At 44.6% G+C, this 23180-nt stretch carries 27 protein-coding genes and 1 riboswitch; of the genes, 25 read left to right on the forward strand and 2 right to left on the reverse strand.

Annotated features, from left to right (window positions below; all coding sequences use genetic code 11):
• Window positions 1-199 precede the first annotated feature (199 nt).
• Window positions 200-1042 carry a flagellar hook-basal body protein gene (locus BBH88_RS01140; RefSeq protein ID WP_065536285.1) on the reverse strand — a complete coding sequence of 281 codons (843 nt, stop codon included), beginning with the start codon at window positions 1040-1042 and terminating at the stop codon, window positions 200-202.
• A gap of 15 nt (window positions 1043-1057) precedes the next feature.
• The gene (locus BBH88_RS01145) at window positions 1058-1894 is read right to left on the reverse strand and encodes a flagellar hook-basal body protein (protein ID WP_006828076.1); all 837 of its coding nucleotides are present in this window, start codon (window positions 1892-1894) and stop codon (window positions 1058-1060) included.
• Window positions 1895-2116: 222 nt separating this feature from the next.
• Window positions 2117-2203, forward strand: a riboswitch (cyclic di-GMP riboswitch).
• A gap of 80 nt (window positions 2204-2283) precedes the next feature.
• Here BBH88_RS01145 and flgB point away from each other — a divergent pair.
• The 25 genes from flgB to BBH88_RS01270 all read left to right on the forward strand — a co-directional run bounded on the left by flgB (window position 2284) and on the right by BBH88_RS01270 (window position 23179).
• Window positions 2284-2685, forward strand: coding sequence for a flagellar basal body rod protein FlgB (flgB, locus tag BBH88_RS01150; protein WP_006828077.1), 402 nt, complete (start codon window positions 2284-2286; stop codon window positions 2683-2685).
• A gap of 6 nt (window positions 2686-2691) precedes the next feature.
• On the forward strand, window positions 2692-3147 hold the full coding sequence (gene flgC, locus BBH88_RS01155) for a flagellar basal body rod protein FlgC (protein ID WP_006828078.1): 456 nt from the start codon (window positions 2692-2694) through the stop codon (window positions 3145-3147).
• A 273-nt stretch (window positions 3148-3420) separates the two neighbouring features.
• Window positions 3421-3717, forward strand: a complete 297-nt coding sequence (fliE, locus tag BBH88_RS01160; protein ID WP_006828079.1) for a flagellar hook-basal body complex protein FliE — start codon at window positions 3421-3423, stop codon at window positions 3715-3717.
• A gap of 25 nt (window positions 3718-3742) precedes the next feature.
• A complete protein-coding gene (gene fliF / locus BBH88_RS01165; RefSeq protein ID WP_065536284.1) occupies window positions 3743-5383 on the forward strand; it encodes a flagellar basal-body MS-ring/collar protein FliF in 1641 nt (546 codons plus the stop codon).
• 11 nt (window positions 5384-5394) lie between these two features.
• Window positions 5395-6408 carry a flagellar motor switch protein FliG gene (gene fliG, locus BBH88_RS01170; protein ID WP_006828081.1) on the forward strand — a complete coding sequence of 338 codons (1014 nt, stop codon included), beginning with the start codon at window positions 5395-5397 and terminating at the stop codon, window positions 6406-6408.
• Window positions 6401-7198, forward strand: a complete 798-nt coding sequence (locus tag BBH88_RS01175) for a FliH/SctL family protein (RefSeq protein ID WP_065536283.1) — start codon at window positions 6401-6403, stop codon at window positions 7196-7198. Before fliG ends, BBH88_RS01175 begins: the two co-directional genes overlap by 8 nt.
• On the forward strand, window positions 7179-8495 hold the full coding sequence (fliI, locus tag BBH88_RS01180) for a flagellar protein export ATPase FliI (RefSeq protein ID WP_065536282.1): 1317 nt from the start codon (window positions 7179-7181) through the stop codon (window positions 8493-8495). Before BBH88_RS01175 ends, fliI begins: the two co-directional genes overlap by 20 nt.
• Window positions 8482-8967: a flagellar export protein FliJ gene (gene fliJ, locus BBH88_RS01185; RefSeq protein WP_006828084.1), complete on the forward strand. Its 486-nt coding sequence runs from the start codon at window positions 8482-8484 to the stop codon at window positions 8965-8967. Before fliI ends, fliJ begins: the two co-directional genes overlap by 14 nt.
• Before the next feature lie 4 nt (window positions 8968-8971).
• On the forward strand, window positions 8972-10324 hold the full coding sequence (locus BBH88_RS01190) for a flagellar hook-length control protein FliK (protein WP_065536281.1): 1353 nt from the start codon (window positions 8972-8974) through the stop codon (window positions 10322-10324).
• Between the two features lie 16 nt (window positions 10325-10340).
• Window positions 10341-10796: a flagellar hook assembly protein FlgD gene (gene flgD, locus BBH88_RS01195; protein ID WP_065536280.1), complete on the forward strand. Its 456-nt coding sequence runs from the start codon at window positions 10341-10343 to the stop codon at window positions 10794-10796.
• A gap of 42 nt (window positions 10797-10838) precedes the next feature.
• Complete coding sequence (locus tag BBH88_RS01200; RefSeq protein ID WP_065536279.1) at window positions 10839-11621, forward strand: flagellar hook-basal body complex protein; 783 nt, start codon at window positions 10839-10841, stop codon at window positions 11619-11621.
• A gap of 48 nt (window positions 11622-11669) precedes the next feature.
• The gene (locus BBH88_RS01205) at window positions 11670-11885 is read left to right on the forward strand and encodes a flagellar FlbD family protein (RefSeq protein WP_006828088.1); all 216 of its coding nucleotides are present in this window, start codon (window positions 11670-11672) and stop codon (window positions 11883-11885) included.
• Window positions 11886-11898: 13 nt separating this feature from the next.
• On the forward strand, window positions 11899-12882 hold the full coding sequence (fliM, locus tag BBH88_RS01210) for a flagellar motor switch protein FliM (protein WP_065536278.1): 984 nt from the start codon (window positions 11899-11901) through the stop codon (window positions 12880-12882).
• A complete protein-coding gene (gene fliY / locus BBH88_RS01215) occupies window positions 12872-13927 on the forward strand; it encodes a flagellar motor switch phosphatase FliY (RefSeq protein ID WP_006828090.1) in 1056 nt (351 codons plus the stop codon). The genes fliM and fliY overlap by 11 nt, the downstream gene beginning before the upstream one ends.
• Before the next feature lie 26 nt (window positions 13928-13953).
• Window positions 13954-14601: a flagellar biosynthetic protein FliO gene (locus tag BBH88_RS01220; protein ID WP_006828091.1), complete on the forward strand. Its 648-nt coding sequence runs from the start codon at window positions 13954-13956 to the stop codon at window positions 14599-14601.
• Window positions 14598-15287, forward strand: coding sequence for a flagellar type III secretion system pore protein FliP (gene fliP, locus BBH88_RS01225; RefSeq protein WP_006828092.1), 690 nt, complete (start codon window positions 14598-14600; stop codon window positions 15285-15287). The genes BBH88_RS01220 and fliP overlap by 4 nt, the downstream gene beginning before the upstream one ends.
• A gap of 16 nt (window positions 15288-15303) precedes the next feature.
• Window positions 15304-15573, forward strand: a complete 270-nt coding sequence (gene fliQ, locus BBH88_RS01230) for a flagellar biosynthesis protein FliQ (protein ID WP_006828093.1) — start codon at window positions 15304-15306, stop codon at window positions 15571-15573.
• A gap of 6 nt (window positions 15574-15579) precedes the next feature.
• The gene (gene fliR, locus BBH88_RS01235; protein WP_006828094.1) at window positions 15580-16359 is read left to right on the forward strand and encodes a flagellar biosynthetic protein FliR; all 780 of its coding nucleotides are present in this window, start codon (window positions 15580-15582) and stop codon (window positions 16357-16359) included.
• Window positions 16360-17448 carry a flagellar biosynthesis protein FlhB gene (gene flhB, locus BBH88_RS01240; RefSeq protein ID WP_065536277.1) on the forward strand — a complete coding sequence of 363 codons (1089 nt, stop codon included), beginning with the start codon at window positions 16360-16362 and terminating at the stop codon, window positions 17446-17448. It begins immediately after the preceding gene.
• Between the two features lie 22 nt (window positions 17449-17470).
• Complete coding sequence (gene flhA / locus BBH88_RS01245; RefSeq protein ID WP_065536276.1) at window positions 17471-19510, forward strand: flagellar biosynthesis protein FlhA; 2040 nt, start codon at window positions 17471-17473, stop codon at window positions 19508-19510.
• A complete protein-coding gene (gene flhF / locus BBH88_RS01250) occupies window positions 19507-20616 on the forward strand; it encodes a flagellar biosynthesis GTPase FlhF (protein ID WP_065536275.1) in 1110 nt (369 codons plus the stop codon). Before flhA ends, flhF begins: the two co-directional genes overlap by 4 nt.
• Window positions 20609-21478: a MinD/ParA family protein gene (locus BBH88_RS01255; protein WP_006828098.1), complete on the forward strand. Its 870-nt coding sequence runs from the start codon at window positions 20609-20611 to the stop codon at window positions 21476-21478. The genes flhF and BBH88_RS01255 overlap by 8 nt, the downstream gene beginning before the upstream one ends.
• 36 nt (window positions 21479-21514) lie before the next feature.
• Entirely contained in the window at window positions 21515-22273 is a 759-nt protein-coding gene (locus BBH88_RS01260) for a FliA/WhiG family RNA polymerase sigma factor (protein ID WP_006828099.1), read from the forward strand.
• Between the two features lie 36 nt (window positions 22274-22309).
• Complete coding sequence (locus BBH88_RS01265) at window positions 22310-22741, forward strand: DUF6115 domain-containing protein (RefSeq protein WP_065536274.1); 432 nt, start codon at window positions 22310-22312, stop codon at window positions 22739-22741.
• A complete protein-coding gene (locus BBH88_RS01270; RefSeq protein ID WP_065536273.1) occupies window positions 22742-23179 on the forward strand; it encodes a YaaR family protein in 438 nt (145 codons plus the stop codon).
• Window position 23180: the final 1 nt, after the last annotated feature.

Raw genomic sequence — 23180 nt, forward strand, 5'->3', positions numbered from 1 at the left:
GTCACCATGATTCCTAGAAGGAAGAGCGGAAGGCGGCGACTCCTGGGGGATCAGCGCGAGCTGAAGACCCTGGACTGAGCGTAGCGAGGGAAGCGGCTGAAGCCGTGCCCCCCGGAAAGCGTCCGCCTGGAGTGATTTCTTCCGAGTAGGATACATAGAAAAAGAGCAGGCACCCCGCTGGGTGCCTGCTCTTTTTTCGTTATCCTTTAATGGTATTAACCAAGCCCATCATGTCGTCTGCATAAGAAATGGCTCTTCCTTGTGATTGAAACAATCGTTGCGTAGAAATCAATTCCGTCATTTCGTCAGCCAGTTCAACATTGGACATTTCCAAAGCGCCTTGCTTCACACCAATCGTTCCATCCCTTTGCTGAGACAGATCAATAAACTGCAAATTGCCGTTGGCGAGTTGTTCAGCTTCCGTGCCGGTCAGTTGGAATCGGTTGCCGCCTATTTTTTCGAGTGAGTCCGTCCGATTTATTTGCGCGATACCCAGTTGGATTTCAGTCGGTTGTTTAGTAGGATCTTGATAGGAAATCTCTAAAGTTCCATTGCCATTTAGTTGGATGTCTTTATAGTCAGCGTCGAAAACAATCGGCTGGTTGTTGGCTGCGAGAACTGCATCACCGTTAGCCGTAACTAAGCTTACTTGGTTTGAATTCGGGACTGGCTGTACTTGAAAAGATCCGTCTTTTGTAAAAAACGTATTGTCTTCGGATGAAATACGGAAGTAAGCCGATTCGCCTTGGATCATAAAATCAAGCGGCCGATCCGTTTGGCGAATGGAGCCTTGTTCGTTGCGGGTTGCTGTCTGTGAAAGAATTGCGCCGGCACCGATGCGCAAACCGAAAGGCGTATTTCGCCCAACTTCATTTTGTGGCCCGACTTGTTTTTCGATGGACTGCACAAGAGCATCCGAAAAACTGGCTTCTTGGCGCTTATAGCCAGTGGTGTTTACATTGGCAATATTATTGCCAATCAAATCGATTTTTTTTTGCAGTTCACCCATGGTGTTGCTTGCGGTATTCATTTGGATATTCAACTGTATAGTTACCTCCTAGACGCGCCCAATTTCGTTGACTGCTTTTTCCATGCTGCGATCGTAAGCCTGTATTACTTTTTGGTTTGATTCGAAGCCACGGTAAGTTGTCATCATATCTGTCATGGTTCTGGTCAAATCTACATTCGATTGTTCAATGAAGCCTTGTTTTACAAAGCTGTCTGTAGCATTCAGCAAATCAACATTCTCAATAAATTGAGGAGGAGTTTCCGGATCTCCGGCCCAACGCAAGAGATTCTGTCCTTCTTTTACGAACTGGTCTGGATTTTCAGTATGGCCGATCCATAGGCGATCTCCTTGTGTCCCATCAGCTAAAATGATTTGGCCATTGTCCTGTACAGTAAAGTCAGTTGAACCCACCTGAATGGGTTCCTGATTTTCACCTAAAACGAGAAAACCATCGCTGGAAGTCAGAAAACCTTCAGCATCGACGGCGAAGGAGCCGTTTTTTGTGTAGCGTACTTCTTCATTTTCCGCAGCTACTGCAAAAACCATGCTACCTTTCTGTTGAGTTTCGGGATTTGTTGGAAGTAATTCATCCATCAGCACCATATCTGTCAAATTCCCGGTTTCTTTTAAAGGGCCTTGCAGAAAAGATGGGATACCTTCCTGTGTATATACTCCTGTAGTCAAAGTCCCAATATTTCGGGGGACTATTGTACCTTTTTTACTAGTGTCCATCGCTTTAATCAATTGATCAGGAAAAGCGCGCAAGACGGTTTGGTCTTCTTTGAAACCGGGTGTATTGGCATTTGATAGATTGTTTGTCAATATTTGTTGCTGTCTATTGTTGGCCATCATCCCTGATGTAGCGGTATATAATCCACGAAACATATAATTTCTCCCTCTCAAAGCCTATTTCGATATTTCTCGCGTAGCATACCATTATAAATGCGAAAAAAATAGAGACTTTTAGATTAATATGGAAAATATATCATTTTATATTTTAAAAAAGAAAAATATACAAAATTATTGAAACGTGATATTATCACTTTGTTATTAATTTTAGAAAATAGTACGAAATAACGAGTTTAATAATTTAATATTAGAATATCATAATGAAAATGGCAAACTTACTCGAAAGGTAACGACGCAAAGCTACGGGCCTAAATACACATTGTAAAAGGCAGCCGGGTCACCAAAGTGGTAGATTTGATAAAAATCCACCTTTTTAAAGGTGGATTTTTATTAACTAACTAACTGTTAAAAAAAGGAGTTTTTTGATGAGTATATTCCCTAAGTCTCTTGAATCTATGGAACAAGCCCTCTCAGCATCGACTTTAAGACAACGAGTGCATTCGGCAAATATTGCCAATGTAGACACGGCCAACTATAAAAGCAAAAAAGTCGACTTTCAAGCAGCGTTGGATACAGCAATGAACAATCAAAGCCTCTCCAGCTATAAAACCAATGATCGGCATCTTTCATTCAGCAATGAATCTTCAACAGATAAAACTGAAATTCTAACTAATAGCTCCACAAAATACAACAACAATGGCAATAATGTCGATATGGATGTCGAGATGGCTGAACTAGCAAAAAACCAATTATGGTATAACGCTGTTACCGAACGGGTCAACGGCAAACTCAACAGTCTCAGCTCTGTCATTAATGGAGGGAGATAAAAAAAGATGAGTTTATTCAATGGGTTTAACATCAGTGCTTCAGGATTGACGGCCAATCGCATGCGCATGGATGTCGTGTCCGCCAACATCGCAAATGCCAATACAAATCGTGCCGAACTCGTGGACGGGGAATGGATGCCTTACCGTCGGAAAACAGTTGAATTGTCGCAAAACGGCGCTTCGCCTTTTGCCAATCAATTGCAGTCGGTGATCAATAGAGGCAATACGTCAGTATCTGGTGTCAAAGTATCGGAAATCAAAGAAGACGAAACGCCTTTTACTTTGTCCTATGAGCCGGAACATCCGGATGCTGGAGAAGACGGCTATGTCCGTTCATCTAATGTCGATCCACTGAAAGAAATGGTGGATCTGATGTCAGCAACCCGTTCATATGAAGCAAACGTCACCGCATTGAATGCATCAAAAAGTATGTTTATGAAGGCTCTAGAAATCGGGAAATAACTCGTTAATTTTCATCGGTGATATTCCGCAAGCCAGCTCCGCTTTCCTGCGGGAGTCTCCGCTGGCTTGCTCCATATCTTTATGAAAGTAGTGTGAAATTGAGAGCTCGCTTCTAAATTCACCAAATTTCTAAGCGTAGGCGCGTCCACGGGCTAGGCGAAGTAAGAAGACAGGCGTTCTTTGCCTGGCTTCTTGCGGGAGCCATGCAAAGAGCGACCGAAGCGATGTATTAAAAGAGAAAATTTATCTTACTATAAATATCTAGGAGGCACCATGGAAAAAATAAGCGGGATTCAAACGCCTTTTATTCAAAATCAATTATTTGATAAAGTAAAACCTGAAAACCAAGTTGAAGGGTTTGGAGAGATCTTTAAAGATGCATTAAAAGAAGTGAGCAAAGCACAAAACGAATCGGACAAAATGACCAATCAGCTGGTAACGGGAGAAGTTCAGGATGTACACGAAGTGATGATTGCTTCGCAAAAAGCCAGTTTATCGTTGCAGATGACAATGCAGGTGAGAAACAAGGTTGTTGAAGCCTATCAAGAAGTAATGAGAATGCAAGTATGATGTGGACCGGTGGGATGATGACTAAATGAAAGAGAAGTTTTCGGCATATAAAACGAAGATGAGTGAATCGTGGACCAGTTTTTCTCCTGTAACGAAATGGTCCGTTCTTGGCTCCTTTTTACTCACCTTAATTATCTTGATTGTTTTTGTTTTTCTCAGCAATCGCTCTGATTTTTCGGTGCTGTATTCTAATTTGACAGCAGCTGAGGCGGGTGAGATTAAGACCGCCATTGAAGAGCAGGCAATTCCAGTGGAAGTATCGGCCGATGGCAAAACAATCAGTGTACCTGAAGAGCATTTGGCCAATTTAAAAGTCAGCCTGGCTGCGGAAGGCATTCCGAAAAACGGCAATGTGAACTACGGCATATTCAGCGAAAACATGGGGCTCGGAATGACTGATCGTCATTTTGATGTGGTTGAACGAGACGCTATGCAAAATGAGCTGGCGTATTTAATTGAACAAATTGATGGAGTGACGGAAGCGAATGTCATGATTACGCTGCCGAAGGAAAATGTTTGGATTACTGATGAAGAACAGACCTCTACGGCTTCCATCGTTATCAAAGGCGATTCGACGTTGCAATTGGATCAGAAACAGATTAACGGTTTGCATCACTTAATCAGCAAATCGGTTCCAAGTTTACCGGCTGAGCAGATTGTTATCATGGATCAGAACGGCCAAGTGTTTGAAGTGCAGGACGCCAGCCAAGCAGATACCAATCTGTCGGTTTACCAGCAGCATCGCGAAATCCAAAAAGGCATCGAACAGGATATCCAGCGCGAGTTGCAGCAAATGCTCGGCTTGCTGCTGGGGCAGGATAAGGTAGTCGTTTCTGTTATGACGAACATCGATTTCACAAAAGAAAAGCGGGAAGAGCAATTGGTTGAACCCGTAGATGTTGAAAATAATGAAGGCTTGGATATTAGTGTAGAACGCATTATTGAAACCTATTCGAGCGAAGGTACGGTCATTGAAGACGCAGCGGGAACCGGCGAAACAGAAGTCGCCAATTATCCAGGTCTAGACGGTGCTGGCAACAGCGAATCTGAACGGACTGAAGAACGGATCAATAGTGAAGTCAATCGGATCAATCGGCAAATTGAAATGAGTCCATACGTCATTGATGATATTACAATCAATGTGGGTGTGGAACCGCCAGTTCCTGAAAATCCGGCGAGCTTAACACAGGAAAACGTCACGGATATCAGTAATTTACTGAAAAATGCTGTCAGTACCTCATTAAGTATGAATGAATTTCCTGCAACAGAAGCGGAACTGGAAGACCGGATTTCTGTTTTTGCTACTGAATTCCAGGGGCGTCCGGTAATTGAAGACGAAGAGCCGGAAGAAACATTCCTGGCAGGTATACCGAACAATCTTCTTATTGTAATTTGTGCAGCAGTCGTATTGGTGTTGATTATCATCATTGCTTTGCTATTGCTTCGCAAAAAGAAAAAAGAAGAAGTGTTCGAGGAAGAATACGAGTTTGAAGGATTTGAACAGGCATTGGCCAAGTCAAACCAAGTAAATCTTGAAGATGAAGAAATTGATTTGTCTGAGTTTAGTGCCAGATCAAATCCGAAGCGAAAAACGATCGAAAAGCTTGCCAAAGGACGACCTGAAGACTTTACTAAATTGTTGCGGTCATGGATGGCAGATGACTAGGAGAGTGTCTAATGGTTAGAGGAATGCATGAGTTGACAGGGATTCAAAAAGTGGCCATCTTATTGGTTGGTTTAGGGCCCGATGTTTCGATTGAGATATTTAAGCAACTGACAGAGCCGGAAATCGATCAACTAACGATGGAGATTTCCAATGTCCGACAGTTGAGGAACAGCCAAACGGAAAGAGTCATCAATGAATTCTATGAAATGATTCTGGCACAGGATTATATGAATGAGGGTGGTTTGGTTTATGCCCGGAATATCCTGGAGCAGGCACTTGGGAAAGATAAGGCGATGGACACCATTAGCCGTTTATCGAACCGGCTTCAAGTAAAACCTTTTAGTTTTGCGCGAAAAGCCGACCCGAGTCAAATTTTGAACATTCTTCAACATGAGCAAGCGCAAACTATAGCATTAGTGCTGTCTTATTTGGATGCCAAGCAATCGTCGAAGATTTTGTCTGAATTACCGAGTGACAAACAAGCAGAAGTTGCAAGGCGGATTGCTTTAATGGAAAGTACTTCTCCAGATGTCATTCATCAAGTAGAACAAATTTTAGAGCGGAAGTTGACTGCTACAGGAACACAGGACTATACAGCTACCGGTGGCGTAGAAGCGATTGTTCGTGTATTGAGCAATGTTGACCGCGGTACGGAAAAATCCATTTTAACTGAACTTGAAAAAGACAATCCAGAACTGGTTACGGAAATCAAAAAACGTATGTTTGTTTTCGAAGATATTGTCAAGCTTGAAACTCGTTCCGTTCAGCGAATTGTCCGTGAAGTGAGCGATGCTGATCTGACATTTGCGCTGAAAGTAGCGAGTGAAGAAGTCAAAGACAGTATTTACCGCAATATGTCAACGCGGAGAGCGGAAGCTATCCTCGAAGAAATTGAAGTTATGGGGCCAGTGAAACTGAAAGATGTGGAAAATGCGCAAACGAATATCGTTGGCTTGATTCGAAGCATGGAAGAAAAAGGAGAAATTGATGTGTCGCGTGGAGGGGGAGAGGAAATAATTGTCTAATATCATTCGTCTTCCACAGTCTTTTTCGAAAGAAAAGAAAATTATCCAGACCCGAAAAATCGAGACTAAAAAAACTGTTTTCAGTAATCAGGAACACGATCCGAGACAGCAGCGACAACAGTTGTTTCAGGAAATCAACGAACTGGAATCTCGCCGCGAGCAATTGCAGACTCAAATTCTGAGCGATCAACAAAATTCACAGCAGGAAATCGATGAATGGTGGCATGAAAAACAGCAGGAAGCTCAGCAATACGCTAAAAAAATGGAACAGCAAGCGGAACAGCAGGGGTTTCAGACTGGATTTGAACAAGGGCTGCAACTGGCAGAACAAGACAGTGTTGAAAAACGGTTGGAAATGACTCGATTGCTGGAAATGGCCTATGAAGAAAAAGCCAATATCATACAGCAAGCTGAACCTTTCCTGTTGTCATTAAGTGTCACAATCGCAGAAAAAGTGATTCATAACGAATTGGGCCAGGACACGCAGCAATTGTTACACATCATCCAACATGCATTAAAGCAGGTAGAGGAATCAGAAGATGTCACGATGCAGGTGTCTCCTGAAGATTATCCAATGATTATTCCGTTTTTGGAAGAATTGAAGACCTACGTTAAAGCGGATTCGGAATTGAAACTGATTCCAGTGGCTAATCTGACGCCAGGTGGCTGCCGGATTCATACGGCGAGCGGATCCTACGATGCCATGGTCGACAATCAACTGGATGAAATCAAAAATCAATTGCTCGCTTATTGTGAGGAGAAAACCAACGATGAACCTGTGGGAAGATGAGTATTTGGAATTGCTGAATGACATTGAGCCCATCCAAAAGCATGGAAAAGTGATCCAAGTCATCGGGTTGACAATTGAATCGAGAGGGCCGAATGCGAAAATCGGAGAGCTTTGCCTACTGTATCCAAACCGCAACGAACCGCCGATTGAAGCGGAAGTTGTCGGTTTCAAGGAAAATAGAATCATGCTCATGCCGTTGCAGGATCTTTCTCAAGTCGGTCCGGGTTGTTTGGTGGTCGCAACAGGTGGACCGCTTCAAATAAAAGTCGGTCCTTCTATTTTAGGAAAAGTTCTTGACGGAACCGGGATGCCGCTTGATGAAAGTTTGCTGCCCCGTGGCTTGAAAAAATATTCAACCAATAATGCGCCACCCAATCCGCTGAAACGGCCAAGAATCGATAAACCTTTGGAAGTCGGCGTTCGTGCGATTGACGGGTTGCTAACTGTCGGACAGGGGCAGCGTGTTGGCGTATTCGCTGGAAGTGGCGTTGGAAAAAGTACCTTGATGGGCATGATTGCCCGCAATACGGAAGCTGATATCAATGTCATCGCCTTAGTCGGAGAACGAGGACGTGAAGTGCGTGACTTTATTGAACGCGATCTCGGTCCAGAAGGATTGAAAAAATCGGTAGTTGTTGCGGCGACTTCAGACCAGACGCCGATGCAACGCATTAAAGCTGCACTTACCGCAACAGCGATTGCCGAATATTTCCGGGACCAAGGAAAAAACGTTATGCTCATGATGGATTCGGTTACCCGTTTTGCCATGGCGCAGCGGGAAGTCGGTCTAGCAGTGGGTGAGCCACCGACCAGTAAAGGCTACACGCCGAGTGTTTTTGCGCTGCTGCCCAAACTGCTAGAGCGATCCGGTACTTCAAGCAAAGGTTCCATTACTGCTTTTTACACCGTTTTAGTGGACGGCGACGATATGAACGAACCAATTGCCGATGCGGTGCGCGGAATTTTGGACGGGCATATTGTTTTGGACCGCAAAATTGCCCAAAAAGGCCAGTTCCCGGCGATCAACGTCATGGCCAGCGTCAGCCGGGTCATGCACGAAGTCGTCTCGGAAGAACACCAGCTGGCAGCTCGGGAATTTAAACGTTTGCTTGCGGCCTACGAAACTTCAGAAGATCTGATCAATATCGGTGCCTATAAGAGTGGCGCCAATAAAGAGATTGACGATGCGATTCGTTCGCATCCATTGATCAAGGAATACTTGCAGCAAGATATATATGAAAAAGCCAAACTGGAAGAAAGTATAGAGCGGCTATCAGCACAATTTGGGGGCGTTTAAACTGACACAATTCAACTTTCGATTTCAAAAAATATTGGACCTAAAGGAAAATGAAAAGGGCTTTGCGCAGATCCAAATGGCTGAAGCCATTAAGCAGCATGAAGTGGGGCATCAGCGAAACAAAGCCATCCAAAGCCAAATCAGCGATATAGAGCAACTGAAAAACGCCAAACAGCAAAGCGGCGTCAATATTTCAGAATTGAGAATGCTAGAAGGCTATATTCACCAGCTTCAAGATCAATCGCTGTCCTCTAAAAGAGAACTGGAGTATTTGCAGAAAAATGTTTCGACTTCTCAAGGCCTACTGCAAAAAAAAGCACAGGAAGAAAAGACTTGGGAAAATTTAAAGCAGCAAAAGTTGAATCATTTCCAGGAAGAAAGCAAAGCGGCTGAACAAAGCTTTTTTGACGAAATGGCCAGTATCCGGTTTCATCGCTTAGCTAAAGCCAATAGCTTAGTGGAAGGGATTTAAGCAGATGGAGGCATTGAAACTATCGTTTCCACAAACCATCAGCCCAGCATCAAAAAAAGCTGCTGTACCGGTTCAAGATCAAGCCTTGTTTGCCTCTTTGCTGAATTCTTTAGGTACAGAAGCGGAACTTCCAAGCGAAGAACAGGCACCAGCAGAAGAATTACTGAAAAGCCTGGAATCCTTATTGACATTATTGCAGGAACTACCGGTTGAGGAGGAGATGGTTGAACAGCCGGATATTCAATACGCTATCCTTCAATTGCAGGAGCTTCTAGCCGGAAATACACAGCTCTACTTTACAGCACCTGGTCAAATGGCTGGAGGTGCAGCAAATGCTGCCGATAAATTGATTGGCTTGCTGGAGAAAATTCAGCAAAAGCTGCAGGTTCTCTCCAGCGAATTTACTGCGAAATTTATAGATCCCCTTGTGTTTAAAGGGACAGAAGAAAAAAACAGCAATATAAACCTTGCCAGCTTAACGCAAATTTCTGAGCAGCTGGATAAACTGATCGGCATTCTCGAAAAGCAGCCGCAAACAACTTCAGCCTCTCAACAAGGAAAATCTATCGGGCAAGAGTTGGTGAATTTGCTACCGGTTCAAGGACTTAATCCTGCCAAAGAGGCTCTAAGGTTTTTGAATGAGACGCTGAAACCGGTGAAGGAACTTCCAAGAGCCCCTGTTGAAATACAGGGAATTCCACAGCAAGTCGAAGTGGTTGAACTCCAACCAGCCGGAAAGCTCCAAGCCGCAGAAGAACTTCAGTCTCCTAAAGTGCTGGTTGAAAGTAAAGTAGCTCTAGAGCCGGCTGTTCAGCCAACTGCTACCGTGGCGGCTGAAGCTGTAAAGGCTGCTGGCAACCAGGTACGAACAGAAGCCAATCCACCAGCTGCACCATTTGTCCGACTATCCAATCTGCTTGAGGACTTGAGTGGAATGTTAAAAAGTTCGATGCGCTTGGCAGAGACCACAGAAGGCATGAAGATGCGCGTCAATATTTTCCCGGAGCATCTGGGACACTTGGAAATTTTGCTGACGTCAACGAATGGAAAACTGGCCGCTCAAATTATGGCGAGTACCCCGATGGCAAAAGAGGCGCTTGAACTTCAGTTAAATCAGCTGAGGGCTTCGTTAGTACAGCAAGGTGTAGCAGTCGAAAAAATCGAAGTGCTGCAGCAAAGTTCACAGCAGCCTTTCAGCCAGCAACATTCCCATACAGAACAACGGTTTTCCCAACAACAACAAAGAAACGGAACAACAAGACAAGATAAAAACGGCTATTTTCAGCCTGAAGAAGAGAAGGCCGTTGAACGGCAGCCTTCCGTTGGTCAGTTGATGAAAGTGGATTACACAGTGTAGAAGAAAGGGTGTTTTGATGAACATCTCAACAGTAACGACCGGTACAGCTGCTGCACCAGCGCCAGCTGCTAAGACGGAAGCAACAAATGCACTTGGACAAGATGCTTTCTTGAAAATCCTGGTAACTCAAATGAAACACCAAGATCCAATGGAGCCGCTGAAAGACACTGAGTTTATTGGCCAGATGGCTCAATTTACGAGCCTGGAGCAATTGACTAACTTAAACAAGACCATGACCCAATTCGTCAGCAATCAAGGGACTTCTTCGTTGGCGGACTATGCACACCTGATCGGCACTTCAGTTAAATGGGAGTCAGAAACGGAATCGGGCGAAGGAATCGTCAAAGCGTTGTCCAGCAAGAACGGCGAATTGCTCGCTGAACTTGAAGGATCGGATGTAAAAGTGCCAATCGAATCGATTCAACGGATCGAAAAACAAACAGCAGCTATAATTGACCAAGAAATTGTCTGACCCAGCGTGGTCAAAAGACGATTCTTGAAAGGGGAAAATTAAATGTTACGTTCAATGTACTCAGGAATTTCAGGAATGAAAGGGTTTCAAACAAAGCTAGATGTAATCGGGAATAATATTTCCAACGTCAATACAATAGGCTACAAAAAAAGCACGATCAACTTTCAAGATCTTTTGAGCCAGAATTTGTCGAGCGGTGGCGCTAACCCAATGCAAATCGGTTTGGGTTCATCAATGGCTTCGATAAACGTCAATCACAATGCTGGATCTTCAATGTCTACAGGCGTTGGAACAGACCTTTCAATTATGGGAGATGGATTTTTCGTTGTTCAAGATCCAGAAGCTGCTGCTGGAGAAGGACAATATTTAACGCGTGCGGGAAATTTCACGGTAACAGCTGAAGGCAATTTAGTGACAGCACAGGGTTACAATGTTTTAGGCAGTAACGAGCAGGCAATCAATGTCTCAGGTTACGATTCGTTCAGCATCAATCGCTTAGGAGAAGTAATCGGAAAACAAGCCGATGGAACAGAAACGACAATTGCCGAGATTGGGGTCTCAACACCTGAAAATCCATCAGGTCTTCGTAAATTTGGCGGTTCATTATACGAGATGACGGGAGTAGCGAGTGCGAACGGGTTGAATATTCAAACAGCTACAGAAAAGAATACGGAAATTGGTTCCGGAATGCTCGAAATGTCCAACGTTGACTTAACGGAAGAGTTTACTGAAATGATCATTGCACAGCGCGGATTCCAGGCGAATTCACGAACAATCACGACTTCGGATGAACTTCTGCAGGAAGTAGTCAACTTGAAGCGCTAATAGAGGAGGCTCAGGCTGAGCAAAGTAATGCTTTGAACAGCAATCGACATGATTCAATTAACCAGGTTAAATCGCTCTTCTTTTGTATTAAATGCCATTTATATCGAACGGCTGGAATCTACACCGGATACCGTAGTGACGTTAACAACGGGCAAGAAAGTCCATGTACTAGAAAGCGTAGAGGAAGTTATGGACAAAGTGACTGGTTATTACCAGAAACTGAACATTTTACCTCGTTTGCATGAGCCGAACCTGGACGAATGAGGAGGCAACCAAGTTGACAGATGTTTTATCAGATGAAAATATCGAAACCATTCTTTCGGCAATGGGGAAACAAGAACCGAAAGCTATCGATAAAAAAAGGAATGTTCAAACATACGATTTCAAGAAAGCTTTGCGTTTCTCACAAGATCAGATTCGTACCTTGTCCCGTATCCATGAGAACTTTTCCCGCTTATTGACTTCTTATTTCTCAGCGCAGCTTCGGACTTTTGTTCAAATTAACGTCGAGGCGGTAGAAGAAGTTTCTTATCAAGATTTTGTCCGCAATGTCCAGAAAAAATCGATGTTAGGCGTTTTCGAAGCGGCACCGCTGCAGGGCAGTATGGTTATGGATTTTTCCCCGGATGTCGTATATGTCATGTTCGACCGGCTTCTTGGGGGACAAGGCAATCTTTTGCAGAAGGACAGTGAATTGACTGAAATTGAAATCAGCGTCATTCAACGTGTGTTTTCGAAGTCATTGGAATGTTTTGAGGAAGCTTGGTCATCTGTAGTGAAGCTATCTCCAGAACTCAAAGAGATTGAAGTGAACCCACAATTCCTGACCACATCTCCACCAAACGAAACAGTCATTTTGGTCCAGCTGCAAACGAAAATTGGCAATGTGGAAGGCATCATCAATATCTGTTTGCCCCATGCTGTGCTGGAGAAAATTTTGCCGAAGCTGTCAGCAAAACACTGGCTGGCAAATCAAAAAAAAGCGATTGAAACACACGAAATGGAAGCTTTAGAGGAAAAGCTCCAAGGCACCAAAATGGAAATTAAAGCAGTGCTGGGAAAATCGACGATTGAACTTGGGGATTTTCTCAACCTGAAAAATGGAGATGTGATTCGCTTGAACGAGTCGTACGATGCACCCGTCACGCTTCAAGTAGACAATAAATTGAAATTTTATGCACAGCCTGGCGTTTCAAAAGGTCGAATGGCTGTACAGGTAACGGAAGTGTCAACTCAAGGAGTTCTATTCGATGACGATTGATCAACATTCTTCGGAAGAAATCGCAGGTTTACTGAATTACAAGAAGGTGGGAGGAAAGATGATGTCTGAAAGTTCATTATCGAAAACGGAAACAGAAGCGGTCATCGAATTGCTGAACGCATCACTCGGCGGTTCAGCCGCTGAGTTGACTGCACTGCTTTCTGAACAGGTTTTCGTGACTTCGCCAACTTTGACCATCACCAATAGAGAGGATGTCTTCGCTTCGGTAGTTGCACCGTTTTATGTTGCACTGGGCGAATATACGGGCGCAGCCAACGGAATGCAAGTTCTTGCTGTTTCCAAAAAAGATGTAGATGCTGCATTGGGGGCTGGACTGGATGATGCTGAGGACGAAACGGAATTCCAAGCTGTTCAAGAGATGATCGGGAAGATGTTCGACGCCGTAGCACAATCGATGTCAGCGCTATTGGAAACGGATATTGCCCATTCCTTATCGGGCATAGACGTCGTCGACCAGGCTGGGGATTTTCCATTGGCCAACTTCACGAAAGAGCAGTGGTTTACGGAATCCCAATTTCAGCTGAATATTAGCGGCAAGCAAAATATCCGTTTTCATCTGTGCCTTCCTGTGCCACTCACGAAGCTCTTGGTGACTATATTAACTGAACCGTTTGAAGAAGAAGAAACAAAGGAGATAGGTGAAATGCCAAAGCAATCAGAAAGCCATTTAGACAACCAGCTAAATGAACAGACTCAGGAAACACCAACGGTACAAAATGTCCAATTTTCAAGCTTCGACAATACGGAAACAGCACCGTCGGAACCGAATAACCTGAATATGCTGTTGGATATCCCACTTCAAGTAACCGTGGAGCTAGGTCGTACAAAACGTGTGGTCAAAGAAATACTGGAAATTTCTCAGGGGTCCATCATCGAGCTCGATAAATTAGCTGGCGAACCAGTCGATATTCTGATCAACAATAAGCTGATCGCAGTTGGCGAAGTCGTGGTCATTGACGAAAATTTTGGTGTTCGCGTAACAGACGTACTAAGTACAGCAGAGCGTATCTCGAAACTGCGTTAATGCCTGACAGAAGGAGTTTGCCGAGATTGAACAAATCAAAGAATGTATACATCGCACTGCTTATGGCAGTCTTGTTTTTCGGTGCACTGTCGGTTCCCTTGACTGTTCAGGCAAGCCCGAATGTCGTGGAGTGGCTCAACAATGAAGAACCTGCAGAAGAAACGCCGGCAAATCCTGTAGAAGCGGCACCGGTGGAAGAAAAAAGCCTGGCCGGCATCATCGTTCAATTGGTACTTTATACGCTATTAATTGTGGCGATGATTTACGGCCTGATCAAGTTCTTGGCGGCGCGCCAGAAAAACCTCCAGCCCAATCAGGCGGTCAAACTGATGGGCGGTACGCAGCTCGGCAACAATAAGTCGCTACAAGTAGTGAAGATTGGCGGCCAGATGTACTTGATCGGTGTCGGTGATGAAATAACGCTGATCAAGGAGTTCTCGGATGCAGCAGAAATAAACAGCATCGAAAAAGACTTTGAGCAACAGCAGCCAATTCTTTCAAAAAATCTGCTCGACTTTACGAAAAAGAAAATCGGTAATTTTTCGAAAAACCCGGAGAAAAAAGGCTTTGATCAGCTTTTCAAGCAAAGTCTGAACAAGCAAAAAGCCAAGCAGCAAGTGCTCGGAAATGAGCTTGGGCAAGAACAGCCTGATAAGGAAGGACGTCCGCTATGATTCCGGAAATTTTATCATCCATCAATATTCCGGGCATTGATTTTGGCGGAGAATCGCCTGAGGATGTCTCAACCACATTGCAGCTGTTCTTCCTGTTGACAGTACTGTCACTGGCCCCGGGAATCCTGATTATGATGACTAGCTTTACGCGCATCATCATTGTGCTGTCGTTCGTCCGAACCGGACTCGGCACACAATCCATGCCGCCGAACCAGGTTTTGGTCGGCTTGGCGCTGTTCCTGACGTTCTTCATCATGTCACCGATTGCGATGGAAATGAACGAGACAGCTTTGCAACCCTATTTAGACGGAGACATGGAACAACAAGAAGCATTGGATACAGCCATTGTGCCTTTAAAAGAATTTATGGCAAAAAACACACGGGAAAAAGATTTGGCCTTGTTTTTTAAATATGCAGAACTTGAAAAGCCAGATAGCATTGAAGAAATTCCACTGACTTCACTGATTCCGGCGTTTGCCATCAGTGAAATGAAAACCGCTTTCCAAATCGGGTTTGTCATATTTATTCCCTTTTTGATCATCGATATGGTGGTGGCCAGTACGCTAATGGCAATGGGGATGATGATGCTGCCCCCGGTCATGATTTCATTGCCGTTTAAAATTTTGCTGTTCGTCCTAGTGGATGGCTGGTACTTAATAATCGAATCGCTGCTTGTCAGCTTTTGACGAAGGGAAGAAAACGATGACTCCAGATATGGTAATCAAACTAGCAGAACAATCGATTTTTACCGTTATCCTCATATCTGCGCCGATGCTGTTGATCGCTTTAGCTGTTGGATTATTGGTCAGCGTCTTTCAGGCGATGACCCAAATCCAGGAACAGACGCTGGCGTTCATTCCAAAAATACTGGCGGTGTTTATCTCGCTGGTGGTCTTTGGGCCATGGATGCTGACATTGTTGTTGGACTACACTAGAGACCTGTTTCAGCAGCTGCCAAGAATCATCGGGTAAGCGGAAATGGAAACAATTTTTGACATACTGCCTTATTTTTTGTTAATGCTCATCCGCTTGACCAGCTTTTTCCTCATCGCACCGATTTTTTCAATGCGTGGCGTACCGACGCAATTTAAAATTGGCATCGCCGCTTTCCTGGCGTTTGTCGCCGTTTCGACTTTGCCGATGGGCGACACGATTCCCTTGGATTCTTCCTATATTCTATTGATTATTAAAGAGCTTGGCACCGGATTAGCGCTTGGATTCACAGCGGCGCTGCTGTTATATGCAGTTCAGATTGCCGGGGCATTTATCGATTTTCAGATGGGATTTTCCATGGCCAATGTGCTGGATCCGCAGACAGGAGCGCAAGTGCCAATCATTGGTCATTTTAAGTACATGATGGCCCTCTTGTTCCTATTAACAGCCAATGGCCATCATTTGATGCTGGACGGCGTCATGCAGAGCCTCCGCGTCTTTCCAGTGGAACGCTTGGCAATGTCAGTAAAAGCCGAAGACATCGCCATGTTTATGACCGGTTTGTTCACAGAGATGTTCTTGATCGCGCTGCAAATAGCGCTGCCGATTGTCGGTGCTTTGTTTCTGGTGGATGTCGCACTTGGCATTTTGGCAAAAACGGTGCCGCAACTGAATATTTTTGCTGTCGGATTGCCGTTGAAAATTTTCGTCGGCTTTATCATGCTGTTTCTGACCATGCCTGTGTTCTTTTTCATCCTGCAGATTCTCTTTGAGAAAATTTTGGTGAGCATGGCTGAGCTAATCGGTTTATTAGGAGGAAGGTAAGTGGTGAAAAGGTATCCTTTGGACCTGCAGTTTTTTGCCGGTGAGAAAACTGAAGCAGCAACACCGCAAAAACGCCAGGAATCCAAGCGGAAAGGCCAGGTAGCCAAAAGTCCTGAAGTTGCAGCGGCCATGATTATCCTCGGTGGAATCATGCTGCTGAACTCGCTTGGCGGCTGGATGCTGGACCGTATTTTAGCCATTTACCGCATTCACTTTACTCAATATATTTCCTGGGAAATAACGCCGGCGACGATCCGTACATTGTTTGAACAAATGGCCATGAATGCATTTTTACTGATGTTGCCCATCATGCTAGTCGGCGTGGTCTTTGGGTTTCTCGGGAATTTTATCCAGGTTGGCGCTATCTTTTCAACCGATCCGATCATGGCAAAGCTAGAGCGGATGGATCCGGTCAAAGGAGCGAAGCGGATCTTCTCAATGCGTGCCTTAGTGGAATTGGGAAAATCCCTGCTGAAGATTGCCATTATCGGAGGCGCCGCATTCGGTGTTTTGTGGCTCGGCAAGGAAGAATTGTTTTCCCTTTCCCAGAAAAGCATCAGCGAATCTTTATCTTTTATCGGCTCATTGGTTTTTCAAATGGGTCTGATTGCTGGCATCATTCTGCTGTGTTTATCCATTCTGGATTATATCTACCAGAAATACGAATTTGAAAAAGGCATACGGATGTCCAAACAAGACATCAAAGATGAATACAAAAAAGCGGAAGGCGATCCGCTGATCAAATCAAAAATAAAAGACAAGCAACGACAAATGAGTATGAATCGAATGATTCAAGATTTGCCAGGCGCGGATGTACTGATCACCAATCCGACGCATTACGCTATCGCCATCAAGTACGATGCCGAAACGATGGCGGCTCCGGTCATCATCGCCATGGGCAAGGATCACTTGGCCTTGAAAATTAAAGAAAAAGCAAAAGAACTTGGAATTGTGACGATGGAAAATAAGCCTCTTGCGCGCGCGCTATATGCTCAAGTTGAAATAGGGGATACCGTACCGGAAGATCTGTTCCTAGCCGTGGCAGAGGTGTTAGCATATATTTACCGACTAAAAGGAAAAATCCGATGAACGGGAAAGAGGAGGGAACCGCGTGAAATTCAGAGATTATGCCATCATGGTAGCCGTCATTATGATTGTTGTGATGATGGTCATCCCTCTTCCGCCGCTCTTGTTAGATGTTTTAATCATGATCAACATCAGTCTCGCCTTAACGATCTTGTTAGTGGCGATGAACACAAAAGAACCACTGCAATTTTCTATTTTTCCTACTTTATTATTACTGACAACTTTATTTCGTTTGGGCTTGAACGTCTCGACAACACGCTCGATCCTGACCAACCAGACCGGTGGACAAGTCATTGAAACATTCGGTTCGTTTGTTGTTGGAGGCAGTGCCATTATCGGGATTCTAGTATTCCTGATCCTGGTCATCATCCAGTTCTTGGTCATCACGAAAGGGTCGGAACGAGTGGCAGAAGTCGCTGCCCGATTTACACTCGATTCAATGCCTGGTAAACAGATGAGCATCGACGCCGATCTTGGCGCTGGAATGATTTCCGATCAAGAAGCGAAGAGCCGACGTGAAAAAGTCAGCTCGGAAGCTGATTTCTACGGTGCCATGGACGGTGCCAGCAAATTCGTCAAAGGAGACGCCATTGCCGGTATCATCATTACGATCATTAATATTATCGGGGGCTTGCTGATTGGCGTCATGGTTCACAGGCTGCCATTCGGAGAAGCGGCTCAGCTGTTCACTTTGCTATCGATTGGAGATGGTTTGGTTTCCCAGATTCCAGCCCTATTGATCTCTACTGCAATGGGTATAGTGGTGACGCGTGCGGTATCGGACGGCAATTTGGGGTCGGATATCACAAGACAGCTTTTCGCTTATCCGAAAATGCTATATATCGTCGCAGCGACTTTGGTTATGTTTGCAGTGTTCACGCCAATCAGTCCGATGCTGGTCGTTCCAATTGCCGGTGTCATCGCTTACGGAGCTTTCCAGATGCAGAAAACCTTGAATTCTGAGGAAAAGCAAGAAGTTGAAATAGGCAAGGACGACAAAGAGCTGGAAGGAATGAAAAGCCCGGAAAGCGTCATCGACTTGCTGCATGTTGATGCCATTGAGTTTGAATTCGGCTACGGACTGATTCCGATTGCCGATAAAAATCAAGGCGGCGACCTTTTGGACCGCGTCATCATGATTCGCCGGCAATGTGCGATGGAGCTTGGCATTGTGGTTCCGGTCATCCGGATCCGCGACAATATCCAGCTGCTGCCGAATGAATACGTCATCAAGATTAAAGGCAACCGGGTAGCGTCAGGAGAAATCATGCTTGACCATTACTTGGCCATGAGCCCTGGAATTGATGACGAAGCGGTAGAAGGCATTGAAACGGTTGAACCGGCGTTCGGCATGCCGGCTTTATGGGTCAATGAAGACATGAAAGAAGAAGCCGAAATGGCAGGCTACGCGATTGTCGATCCGCCGTCTGTCGTCTCGACTCACCTGACGGAAGTCATCAAGCGCCATGCCCATGAACTGATCGGCAGACAAGAAGTCAAGTCGCTAATTGAAAATGTGCGGGAAACCGCACCTGCAGTGGTGGAGGAATTGGTGCCGCAGTTGATGACGATTGGCGAAGTGCAGAAAGTGCTGATGAAGCTGTTGAAAGAGAAAGTATCAATCCGCAATTTACTGGTCATTTTAGAAACGCTGGCCGATTATGGTTCACAGACGAAAGATACAGACTTGTTGACGGAATACGTGCGCCAGTCCTTATCGCGTCAAATCACCTTGCAATACGCAACGCAAAAAGAGCCGTTGCAAGTGATCACAGCAGGAGCAAGCCTCGAGAAGAAATTTGCGGATTCTGTACACCGGACGGAGCAAGGCAATTACTTATCCATCGATCCGGAATCTTCCCAGACGATTTTCCAGAAGATTACGGAACAGGCAGCGCAACTTCAGCAAACGGGCGTACAGCCAATCTTGCTGACATCTCCTGCGATACGCATTTACATGAGACAGTTCGTGGAACGTTTTGCGCCTGATCTACCGGTGCTTTCCTACAATGAACTAGAACCCGAAATTGAAATTCAAAGTGTTGGAGTGGTTAACATCTCATGAGGCTAAAAACATATATAGTGAGTACGATGACCGAAGCGATTCCGATGATCAAGCAGGAGCTGGGGGCTGATGCCTTGATCCTAAATACCAAAAAAATCAAAACTGGTGGCTTTTTAGGATTTTTCCAAAAAGTGAAACTGGAAGTCACAGCCGCCATTGACCCCATTGCAACACCAAAATCCCAACAGGTAGAACCCTTACAAGTTCAGCCGTATGTAAGTCCGGATGGGCAGAAAGATTCTTCAGTTGAGCTGATTAATGAATTAAAAAACATCAAACAGTTTATGGTACAGCAGATGAAAGAAGAACAGCTTCCAGAAGCACTTCGACTAGTGAAAGAGCAATTGACTGCGCAGGAAGTGGCACAGGATATCCAGGCAGAGTTGCTTGGAAAGCTGATGGCAACGGCTGAATCCAACAATGACCAAACGTCAGAGATTGTGCAGCGGCTGGCCCGTGAAGAGCTGATAGCTATCATTAAAAGAAAAATGACTAAACTAGTTGTTGAAGATCCAGAAGTCATCTGTTTTATCGGACCCACAGGTGTAGGGAAAACGACAACCATCGCTAAGATTGCGGCTGACTATATGCTGACAAAAGATAAAAAAGTAGGCTTGATTACAGCAGATACATACCGGATAGCTGCAGTTGAGCAGCTGAAGACTTACGGCAGCATCTTGAATATCCCGGTCAAGGTGGTTGAGTCGTCAGAAGACTTAACGAAAGCAATTGAAGATTTCCACCACTGCGACATCATTTTAATGGATACGGCAGGTCGAAATTATCAGCAGACTCAATATATCGAGGAGCTCCGGCGTTTATTGCCGGCTGGCAGCAAAGTGCAAATCCACTTGGTGTTAAGTCTGACGGCCAAGTATGAAGACATGAAGAAAATCATTGATAATTTTGGTTCCGTTTCTATGGATGAACTGCTTTTGACCAAAAGGGATGAAACCAGTTCTTCAGGTGCGATTATCAATTTGATCTATCATTATGGTATTCCGATCCGCCATATTGCCAATGGCCAAAACGTGCCGGACGACATCCTGGCGTTTACGCCCGAATTGGCAGCGGACTTTATTATGGGGGAAGAACATCATGGTTGATCAGGCAAACCAGTTAAGGGAAAAGATGATAGGGAAAAAAGCCGAAAAGCCTGACCGGAAATCTGTTAAAAAAACCAGAGTCTTGGCCATTACCAGCGGCAAAGGCGGCGTAGGAAAATCCAACTTCGCTTTGAACTTTGGATTGAGCTTGGTGGAACAAAATAAGAAAGTGTTGATTTTCGATGTTGACCTCGGCTTTGCCAATATTGATGTATTACTTGGCCGAACGCCCCGGGAAACGATTGCGACGATGATTGAAAAAGATCTGGCTGCTCAAGACATCATCGAAGAAGGACCGAATGGCTTGCTGTTCATTTCAGGAGGAAACGGTTTTAATGACCTGTTTCAGATGGATGACCTTAAACTGCAGAAATTTTTTCGGGAGCTGGCCGCGCTACAAGGCGAGGTGGACTATATCATCCTGGACACAGGAGCGGGCCTATCCTATGAGAACCTTCGTTTTATCCTAGCTGCTGATGACGTCATTTTGGTGACGACTCCAGAACCGACTTCAATCACCGACGCTTACTCAGTCGTTAAGATGGTTCATGGCAAAGACCCGAATGTCCATATGAAGCTCGTGGTCAATCAATGCACCAGTATAAGGGAAGGCCAGCAGACGGCTGACAATTTCAAGCAGGCGGCAAAGCAGTTTTTAGGCAAAGAGATTGGTGCACTGGGTTCTATTCCAAGTGATTCGCATATTCCAGAAGCTGTGAAAAAGCAGAAGCCCCTCTTGCTAGCGTATCCGAAGAGTGAGGCAGCAGTGGCTATCCGTCAAATGACCGGTGAATTTCTGGAGCTTCGTATGCCTTATAAATTAGGGTTAAAAGGATTCATTATGAAGATTTTGTTTAAATAAGAGCGGCTTTTCCGCTTGGAAATGGTGGTGAAAATCATGGTGAATCATAAATTATCCAAAGAAGAACTCTCCTGCTGGAGCGATTGGCAACAACATCGGGATCCGGAAGCTGGCGAATACTTGGTTGAACAGTATCTTCCTTTGGTCGATTACGTGATTCAACGATTCATGATCAGTTTGCCTAAAACGGTGGAAAAAGACGATGTCCGCAGCTATGCCTACGAAGGCCTGCTTGATGCCTTAAGCAAATTCAACATCGAACGAGATTTGAAATTTGAAACATATGCATCTTGGCGCATTAAAGGTGCGATTATTGACGGGTTGCGCACCAGTGATTGGCTTCCGCGGTCCGTCCGGGATAAAGTGAAGAAAATTGAAAAAGCCTATCTTCTGCTGGAGCAGCAGAATAGCACCTCTGTTTCCGATGAAGAGGTCAGTTCATATTTGGGCATCACCAAGGCTGAGCTCAATAAAACAGTTTCTGAGGCAGCCTTATCGACGATGATATCGATGGATGACGAAAATTTTGAAGAACAAGGAAGGCTAGGAAACTACCATGTCGATTCACCCGAGCGCCATCTGTCAGAACAGATGACCAAAGAATCGCTGGTTCGTGCCATTGAGCGATTGCCAGAAAAGGAAAAAATCACAGTTTCCCTATGCTATTTTGAAGAAATGAAATTAACCGAAATCGCAGAAATCCTGAGTGTCAGCGTCTCAAGAGTTTCGCAGCTTCACTCAAAAGCCATGCTGCGGTTGCATGCTTCGATATTATCTGTACACGATCATTATTAAAGTGAAAATAATAAACAGAAGGCCAGGGTGATAATCATGGAATGGCTACTGGTGGCAATCAGTATTGTCCTGTTGCTAATGAATGTCCTGCTGATGCGAACAGTCAAAAAACAGCACACGGATGAAGACTCAGCTAGAGTCCACGAAAGTATGGCTGAGTTTGTGGATCAGCTTGAAAAAGAAAATGATGCACTTTACGATAAATTAATCACGTATATACAAGAAAGTGAAAGCCATCTGACGAAACGGATTGTAGGTTTGGAACAAAACTTTGCTCCTAGTTTTAAAGGGGCAGAAACTCTAGAAGAGGTTTCTTTGGAAACGGAGAAAATAATTCAGCTTTCCAGGCAAGGATTTTCTTCCAAGCAAATTGCCAAAGTGCTCCAAATCGACCATGGCAAAGTAGAGCTCGTTGTTAAGTTGAACAACAAACAGCAAGTGAATTTTAAAGAAGACGAGGTGCTGTAATTGCGCATTGACAGTCAGAGCAATATCCAGAAAGACAGGCTTTCGGTACAAGCTGCTGGAAACAAACCGAGTGAACTTTTTTCGAATGCCATGAAAAAATCCCAGTCTAAGCTGCAAGATAATTCTTTAAATCAATTAATGGGACGAGTGGACGAACAAGGCCAGAAACTTTCCAATCAGCGCACACTTGAAAATGTATTAAATTATAAGCATGCAGTAAAGCAATTTGTCGGCGAATCCATACGTTATGGTCTGCTGTTATCTGACGAGCAGAGCCAGCACCCGGCAGGCGGAATGAAATCCCAGCAAATCATTAAAGTGATTGATAAAAAAATGATTGAAATTCAAGACCAAATATTGAATAATGAAGAAGAAGGTATTGGTACTTTAGATCTAGTTGGAGAAATCAAAGGTTTGCTTATCAATTTGTATATGTGAA

The sequence above is a fragment of the Planococcus antarcticus DSM 14505 genome (assembly GCF_001687565.2).
Classification (GTDB): domain Bacteria; phylum Bacillota; class Bacilli; order Bacillales_A; family Planococcaceae; genus Planococcus; species Planococcus antarcticus.

Coding starts and splice junctions, on each gene's coding strand:
- BBH88_RS01145 (WP_006828076.1), bottom strand. CDS start 1,894: ATGTTTCGTGGATTATATACCGCTACATCAGGGATGATGGCCAACAAT.
- flgB (WP_006828077.1), top strand. CDS start 2,284: ATGAGTATATTCCCTAAGTCTCTTGAATCTATGGAACAAGCCCTCTCA.
- flgC (WP_006828078.1), top strand. CDS start 2,692: ATGAGTTTATTCAATGGGTTTAACATCAGTGCTTCAGGATTGACGGCC.
- fliE (WP_006828079.1), top strand. CDS start 3,421: ATGGAAAAAATAAGCGGGATTCAAACGCCTTTTATTCAAAATCAATTA.
- fliF (WP_065536284.1), top strand. CDS start 3,743: ATGAAAGAGAAGTTTTCGGCATATAAAACGAAGATGAGTGAATCGTGG.
- fliG (WP_006828081.1), top strand. CDS start 5,395: ATGGTTAGAGGAATGCATGAGTTGACAGGGATTCAAAAAGTGGCCATC.
- fliI (WP_065536282.1), top strand. CDS start 7,179: ATGAACCTGTGGGAAGATGAGTATTTGGAATTGCTGAATGACATTGAG.
- BBH88_RS01190 (WP_065536281.1), top strand. CDS start 8,972: ATGGAGGCATTGAAACTATCGTTTCCACAAACCATCAGCCCAGCATCA.
- flgD (WP_065536280.1), top strand. CDS start 10,341: ATGAACATCTCAACAGTAACGACCGGTACAGCTGCTGCACCAGCGCCA.
- BBH88_RS01200 (WP_065536279.1), top strand. CDS start 10,839: ATGTTACGTTCAATGTACTCAGGAATTTCAGGAATGAAAGGGTTTCAA.
- BBH88_RS01205 (WP_006828088.1), top strand. CDS start 11,670: ATGATTCAATTAACCAGGTTAAATCGCTCTTCTTTTGTATTAAATGCC.
- fliY (WP_006828090.1), top strand. CDS start 12,872: ATGACGATTGATCAACATTCTTCGGAAGAAATCGCAGGTTTACTGAAT.
- fliP (WP_006828092.1), top strand. CDS start 14,598: ATGATTCCGGAAATTTTATCATCCATCAATATTCCGGGCATTGATTTT.
- fliQ (WP_006828093.1), top strand. CDS start 15,304: ATGACTCCAGATATGGTAATCAAACTAGCAGAACAATCGATTTTTACC.
- fliR (WP_006828094.1), top strand. CDS start 15,580: ATGGAAACAATTTTTGACATACTGCCTTATTTTTTGTTAATGCTCATC.
- flhF (WP_065536275.1), top strand. CDS start 19,507: ATGAGGCTAAAAACATATATAGTGAGTACGATGACCGAAGCGATTCCG.
- BBH88_RS01255 (WP_006828098.1), top strand. CDS start 20,609: ATGGTTGATCAGGCAAACCAGTTAAGGGAAAAGATGATAGGGAAAAAA.
- BBH88_RS01260 (WP_006828099.1), top strand. CDS start 21,515: ATGGTGAATCATAAATTATCCAAAGAAGAACTCTCCTGCTGGAGCGAT.
- BBH88_RS01265 (WP_065536274.1), top strand. CDS start 22,310: ATGGAATGGCTACTGGTGGCAATCAGTATTGTCCTGTTGCTAATGAAT.